General features: G+C 73.2%; 4 protein-coding genes. 3 read left to right on the top strand and 1 reads right to left on the bottom strand.

The genetic code is table 11. From position 1 onward, the window contains the following. Positions 1-44: 44 nt before the first annotated feature. Positions 45-533, bottom strand: a complete 489-nt coding sequence (locus ACFUEL_RS32095; protein WP_380240482.1) for a nitroreductase family deazaflavin-dependent oxidoreductase — start codon at positions 531-533, stop codon at positions 45-47. 248 nt (positions 534-781) lie between these two features. Here ACFUEL_RS32095 and ACFUEL_RS32090 point away from each other — a divergent pair, with 248 nt between their 5' ends. The 3 genes from ACFUEL_RS32090 (at position 782) to ACFUEL_RS32080 (ending at position 6,678) form a co-directional block, all read left to right on the top strand. Next, positions 782-1,852 (top strand): PP2C family protein-serine/threonine phosphatase, encoded by a 1,071-nt coding sequence (locus tag ACFUEL_RS32090; protein WP_380240480.1) that lies wholly within the window; start codon positions 782-784, stop codon positions 1,850-1,852. Between the two features lie 46 nt (positions 1,853-1,898). Beyond that, entirely contained in the window at positions 1,899-2,411 is a 513-nt protein-coding gene (locus ACFUEL_RS32085; protein WP_380240478.1) for a MarR family winged helix-turn-helix transcriptional regulator, read from the top strand. Between the two features lie 226 nt (positions 2,412-2,637). Then, on the top strand, positions 2,638-6,678 hold the full coding sequence (locus ACFUEL_RS32080) for an isopeptide-forming domain-containing fimbrial protein (protein WP_380240484.1): 4,041 nt from the start codon (positions 2,638-2,640) through the stop codon (positions 6,676-6,678). Positions 6,679-6,720: the final 42 nt, after the last annotated feature.

Here is a 6,720-nt window from a genome sequence, read left to right as displayed (position 1 = left end):
GCGCGCAGGACGCGCCCGCCGCCGACCGGCCGGCCCGCGGCCGGTCAGGACCGGTGGGGGCGGACGGCGACGAAGGGGACGTGGTCGCGGCCGACCAGGTAGTAGTCACGGCCGGAGCCGTCGACCTCCAGGCCGCACAGCCGCATCAGGCGGCGGGCCGTCCGCGGGTGGCGCAGGGCGTAGTCCGCCATGGCGAGCCCGGACTCGTCCGGCGTGAGGGGCCGGGCGGTGGCGGGCAGGTCGCGGCCGCCGACGCGCAGCGTGACCCCGGGGGTGCGGCGGACGTTGCGGTACCACTGCGAGGCGGGGCCGAAGCCGGAGGCGAGGAGGTAGTCGCCGGTGAGCGGGTCGCGGCCGGTGATCTCCAGGGCGACCCGGCGGGGGAGTCCGGTGCTGCGGCCGGTGTGGGTGAGCAGGGCGATGCGCCCGCCGAGCAGGCGGTCCAGGTGCAGGCGGAAGAGCAGGATCGGCAGGCGCAGCGCCCAGCGGCGCAGGCCGGTGGGCGGGTGGGGCGTTCTGACCCTGGTGGGCACGGTCTCCTCGATTCCGTCCGGGGCCGGCCGGGTCGGCCCGCCCCAATGTTTGCACAATGCAAACGTATCCGTCCCGTGCGGTGCAGAGGTTCCCGGCGGCCCTCCGGTACCGCTCGGGGCGGCCCTCCGGCACCGCTCGGGGCGGCCCGCGCGGCGGTGCACGGGAACCGCCGACGGGCCTTGTGCAGTCACTTTGCATAGTGCAAAAGTAGCGGTGGCGGTGAACCATGCCGCCGGAAAGGGGGACCATGCAGCCCCGCGGAACCGGAGTGGACCTGCTGCTGCCCGTGCTGCCGTTCGCCGCGATGGCCGCCGTCGCCGCGGTCGAGCTCTCGGCGGGCCCGGAGGTCGGCTACCTCGCCCTGTTCTCCATCGGCCCGGCCTTCGCCTGCGTCAGCGGCACCGTCCGCCGCGCCCTGCTGGTCGGCGCGCTGGCCTTCGTCCTGTGCACGGCCGCCGCCTGCTACGACGGCATGTTCGGCAGCAGGCGGGCCACCGTCGCCCTCGCCTCGGTGGCCGGCGTCACCGCGGCCGCCGCCCTGGCCGCCGCGCTGCGCCGCAGGGCGGAACGCGAACTCGCCGACGTCCGCTCGGTCGCCGAGGCCGCCCAGCGGGTCCTGCTGCGCCCCGTGCCCACCCTGGCCGGGCCGGTGCGCCTGGCCGTCTCCTACACCAGCGCCGCAGCCGAGGCCCGCATCGGCGGCGACCTCTACGAGGTCGTCCCCACGCTGGCCGGCACCACCCGCGTCGTGGTCGGCGACGTCCAGGGCAAGGGCCTGGACGCGGTGGAGACCGCCGCCGTCGTGCTCGGCGCCTTCCGCGAGGCCGCCCCCGACGAACCCGTCCTGGAGGCCGTCGGCGCCCGGATCGAACGCGCCCTCAACCGGCGCCTGGAAGGCGAGGAATTCGTCAGCGCGATCCTCGCCGAGATCACCGCCGACGGCACCGTGACCCTCCTCAACTACGGCCACCCGCCACCGCTGGTCGTCCGCGCCGACGGCCGCGCCCTGCTCGCCGAACCGGCCCGGTGCGCCCCGCCGCTCGGCCTCGCCGCCCTCGGCCCCGCCGGGCCCGAAGCGCACGACCTGCACCTCGGCTCCGGCGACCAACTGCTGCTCTACACCGACGGCGTCACCGAGACCCGCGACCACACCGGCGAGTTCTACCCCCTGCTGGAGCGGGCCGGCCTGTTGTCCGTCGAGGACCCGGACGGCGCGCTGGAGGCGCTGCGCCGCGACGTGGCCGACTACGCGGCCGGGCCGCTCAAGGACGACGCCGCGATGATGCTGCTGCGCCGCCGCTCGGACGAGCAGGTGTGAAGGGGGAGGGCTCCGTGCCCCGGGAGCCAGGATGTAGAAAGGACCCATGCCGGACGATCACTCGCCATCAGACCTCGACGCCCCGCACCTGGGGGGCATGGAGGAGGACCTGGTCACCGCGGTCCTGACCGCCTCCCGGGTCCTGGTCGCCCTCTCGGCGCGCTCGCTCGGCGAGGTCGCCGAGTCGCTGACGCTCCCCCAGTTCCGGATGCTCGTGCTGCTGCACTCCCGGGGCGCGATGAGCCTCTCGCGCCTGGCCGAGCACCTCGCCGTCAACCCGTCCACCGCGATGCGGATGCTGGAGCGGCTCACCGCCGCCGGCATGGTCGTGCGCGACACCCGCCCCGAGGACCGGCGCGAGGTGCGCGCCGCCCTCACCGACCGGGGCGCCCGCACCGTGGTGGAGGCCACCGAGCGCCGTCGCGAGGAGATCCGCCGCATCGTCCAGGCGATGCCCGCCCGCCAGCGCACCGGCCTCGTCCGGGCCCTGCGCGCCTTCGCCGACGCCGGAGCCGAGCCCGCCGCCCCCGGCAAGCAGCCCGAACCGCTCGACTGGTAGGCGGCGGTGGCCGGGATGCCGTGGCGGCCGGGGCCGTTCGGCGTGTTCCGGTGGCGGCTGTTCGGGGGCGGTTCCCGCGTGTCAGGGCGGCAGGATGAGAAAACGGTGAGAAACAGGGCGAAACTCCCCTTTTGACTGAACGTCAATCACGAGGGAGAGGCACCGGATGCTTCGGTTGAAACCGGCAGGCGGTCGCGGGCGCAGGCGGTGGGAGCCGGCCTTGGCGGTGACGCTCGGCCTGGCGCTGAGCACGCTGGGCGTGACCCCCGTCGCGGCGGCGGGCCACGGCGGACAGAAGGCGGCGGCCGCGGCGGCCGGGTCCGGTGCGCACCGGGTGGCGGGGGTGCCCGCCGATCCGACGGTGGTGTACAGCGAGGACTTCGAGAACGGCATGGCGGGCCTGGCCCCGGTCCGGCTGCCCGACTACACGGGCGCGACGGGCATGACGTACACCGCGTCGCCGTCCTGGCTGGCGTTCTGCAACGGCTGGGTGATGGACTACGACGAGCGCGGGCCCGTCCCGGCGGAGTGCAAGACCGACGAGTTCTGGAACACCCTGGCGGACGTGGCCACCGCGATCGGCGAGTACAGCGGCGACGCCGCGCCGACGAAGAACCACAGCGTCGCGGCCTGGACCGAGGACGGCACCTACACGCCCACCGACATCCAGCTGCAGACCAACACGGACATCCCCGTCACCGGCGCCAACCACTACCTGACGGCCTCCATCTCCTCGGGTGCGGTCTGCTACGACGGCGCGTACGCCGACCCGCAGCAGAACTTCTTCCTGACCACCGGCGGCACCGAGATCGCGCTGAACACGGTGCCGCTCAACCCGTGCACCGACCCGGGCGCCAAGACCTACACCTACCCGGACGCGAAGGCCCCGATCAAGGCCGTGCAGGCGACGGCGAACAAGCCGTACCTGTTCACCGGCAGCCAGTTCGGGATCATCCTGCGCAACAGCGCCAACACCGGCTCGGGCAACGACGCGGCGTTCGACAACATCCGGGTGCTGGACGTCACCCCGCAGATCGACAAGTCCTTCAGCCCCTCGCCCGCCCCGGTCGGCGGCACCTCCACGCTGACCTTCACCATCACCAACACCTCGGACCTGCTGGCGAAGGACGGCTGGTCGTTCACCGACAACCTGCCGGCCGGCCTGACCGTGGCGTCCGCCCCGAACACCGCCACCACCTGCACCAACGGCACGGTCACCGCCGCCGCCGGGGGCACCTCGGTGAAGCTGGCCGGTGACCTGACGGCCGGTCAGACCTCCTGCACGCTGAGCGTGGACGTCACCTCGGCCACCGCCGCCACCTACCAGAACTGCGCGGAGAACACCGCCGACCTGGTCGGCCTGCTGGCACCCGCCTGCGCGACGGTGGAGTTCGCCGTCCCGCAGTACACGATCACCAAGACCGCCTCCCCGGCCTCCGGCAGCACCGTGCACCCGGGGGACAAGGTCTCCTACACGGTGACGGTCGAGAACACCGGCCGAGTCCCGGTGGACGCCACCGCGGTCGACGACCTGACCGCCGTCCTCGACGACGCGACGTACGACGACGACGCGAAGGCCACCGCGGGCACCGCCACCTACGCGGCGCCGAAGCTGAACTGGTCGGGCACCCTGGCCGCGGGTCAGAGCGCCACCATCACCTACTCGGTGACCGTCAACAACCCCGACGGCGGCGACGGCAGGCTCGACAACAGCGTCACCGGCAACGGCTACTCGAACTGCACCACCGGCACCGAGGCCGGGTGCACCACGCACGAGGACGCGACCGGCCTCAAGGTCACCAAGACCGCCGACACCGCCACCGCCAAGCCCGGCCAGAAGGTCACCTACACCGTCACCGTCACCAACCTGGTCGGCGCCCCCCGCACCGGGGTGAGCGTCAGCGACGACCTGACGAAGGTGCTGGACGACGCGGCGTACGGCAACGACGCCAAGGCGTCCTCGGGGACGGTCGCGTTCGCCTCGCCCACCCTCACCTGGAACGGCGACCTGGCGGCGAGCCAGAGCGTGACCATCACCTACTCGGTGACCGTCAACCAGCCCGACACCGGTGACCACCGGCTGACCAACGCGGTCGTCGGCCCGGCCGACTCCAACTGCGCCGCGGGCTCCACCGACCGGACCTGCTCCAGCACCGTCCCGATCGCCGAACTGAAGATCGCCAAGTCCTCGGACGCGAAGAACCCGGTCAAGCCCGGCGACAAGATCACCTACACCGTCACCGTCACCAACACCGGCACCGCCCCGTACACCGGCGCGTCGATCACCGACGACCTCAGCAAGGACCTCGACGACGCCACCTACGACAACGACGCGAAGGCCGGCTCCGGCACCGTCTCCTACGCCGCCCCCGTGCTGAGCTGGAACGGCGTCGTGCCCGCGGACGACTCGGTGACCATCACCTACTCGGTGACCGTCGACAAGCCCGCCAAGGGCGACAAGCAGGTCACCAACGCGGTCGTCGGCCCCGCCGACTCCAACTGCCCGCCCGGTGGCAGCGACCCGGTCTGCTCCACCGCCGGGAACATCGCCCAGCTGACCGTCGCCAAGACCTCCGACGCCCAGAACCCGGTCAAGGCGGGCGACAAGGTCACCTACACCGTCACCGTCACCAACACCGGCACCGCCCCGTACACCGGCGCGTCGATCACCGACGACCTCACCGGCGACCTCGACGACGCGACGTACAACGGCGACGCGAAGGCCGGCTCCGGCACCGTCTCCTACGCGGCGCCGGTGGTCTCCTGGACGGGCGACGTGCCCGCGGGCGACTCGGTGACCATCACCTACTCGGTGACCGTCGGCAACCCCGACAAGGGCGACTACGAGCTGGCCAACGCCGTCACCGGCCCGGCCGACTCCAACTGCCCGCCCGGGGGGAAGGACCCGCGCTGCACCACCCGCGACCGGGTCGCCGCGCTGCAGGTCACCAAGACCTCCGACAGCCGCCGCGCCCCCGTCCGGCCCGGCGCCAAGGTCACCTACACCGTGACCGTCACCAACCCCGGCAAGGCCGTCTACCCGGCCGCCGTCCTCACCGACGACCTCAGCCGCGACCTCGACGACGCCGCGTACGACAACGACGCCAAGGCCGTCAACGCCAACGGCACCGCCGTCGGCACCGCCGCCTACGCGGCCCCCGTGCTCACCTGGACGGGCGACGTGGCACCCGGCGAGACCGTCACGCTCACCTACTCGGTGCGGGTCAACAAGCCCGACACCGGCGACAAGGAACTCGCCAACACCGTCGTCGCCCCCAACGGCTCCAACTGCCAGGCCGGATCCACCGACCCGGCCTGCTCCACCAGCGACGACATCGCCGACCTGGCCATCACCAAGACCTCCGACGCCAAGACCCCGGTCAAGCCCGGCGACACCGTCACCTACACCGTCGAGGTCACCAACGACGGCACCGCCGACTACCCGGCCGCCTTCGCCGCCGACAACCTCGGCGGCACCCTGGACGACGCCGTCTACAACGGCGACGCCAAGGCCACCTCCGGCGCCCTCACCTACCAGGAGCCCACCCTCGCCTGGGCCGGCGCCGTCCCGGCCGGACAGACCGTCACCCTCACCTACTCGGTGACCGTCGACAACCCCGACACCGGCGACCACCAGCTGACCAACGCCGTCACCGGCCCCAACAACTCCACCTGCCCGCCGCTGCGCAGCGCCCCCGGCTGCACCACCGCCGACGGCGTCGCGGACCTGAAGATCACCAAGACCTCCGACGCCAAGGACCCGGTCAAGGACGGCGACCAGGTCACCTACACGGTGACGGTGGCCAACACCGGCAAGGCCGACTACCCCGGCGCGGCCGTCACCGACGACCTCAGCGGCGACCTGGACGACGCCGTCTACAACGGCGACGCCAAGGCCGGCTCCGGCACCGTCTCCTACGCGGCGCCGGTGGTCTCCTGGACGGGCGACGTGCCCGCGGGCGGCGCGGTGACGATCACCTACTCGGTGACCGTGAACAACCCCGACACCGGCGACCGGGAACTCGCCAACACCGTCACCGGCCCGGCCGACTCCAACTGCGCGCCCGGTTCGACCGACACCGCCTGCTCCACCCGCGACCGGACCGTTCCGAACCCGGCCCCCAGCCCCAGCCCGGCCCCGGGCCCGGCCCCGCTGCCGAACACCGGCACCGACGCCCTCGTCTGGTACGCGGGCATCGCCGCCGCCCTCGCCATCGCCGCGGGCACCGTCCTCACCACCGCCCGCACCCGCCGGAGCCGCCGCTGACCCGACCGCTCCGCCCAGGCAGCCCCCGCGCCCTCCGGCGCC

Origin of the sequence: Kitasatospora sp. NPDC057198 (assembly GCF_042670125.1) — a bacterium.
Lineage (GTDB): Bacteria > Actinomycetota > Actinomycetes > Streptomycetales > Streptomycetaceae > Kitasatospora.
The sequence above is the reverse complement of the archived record's forward strand: the minus strand, read 5'-3'. Positions and strand labels throughout refer to the sequence as shown.

Coding starts and splice junctions, on each gene's coding strand:
- ACFUEL_RS32090 (WP_380240480.1), top strand. CDS start 782: ATGCAGCCCCGCGGAACCGGAGTGGACCTGCTGCTGCCCGTGCTGCCG.
- ACFUEL_RS32085 (WP_380240478.1), top strand. CDS start 1,899: ATGCCGGACGATCACTCGCCATCAGACCTCGACGCCCCGCACCTGGGG.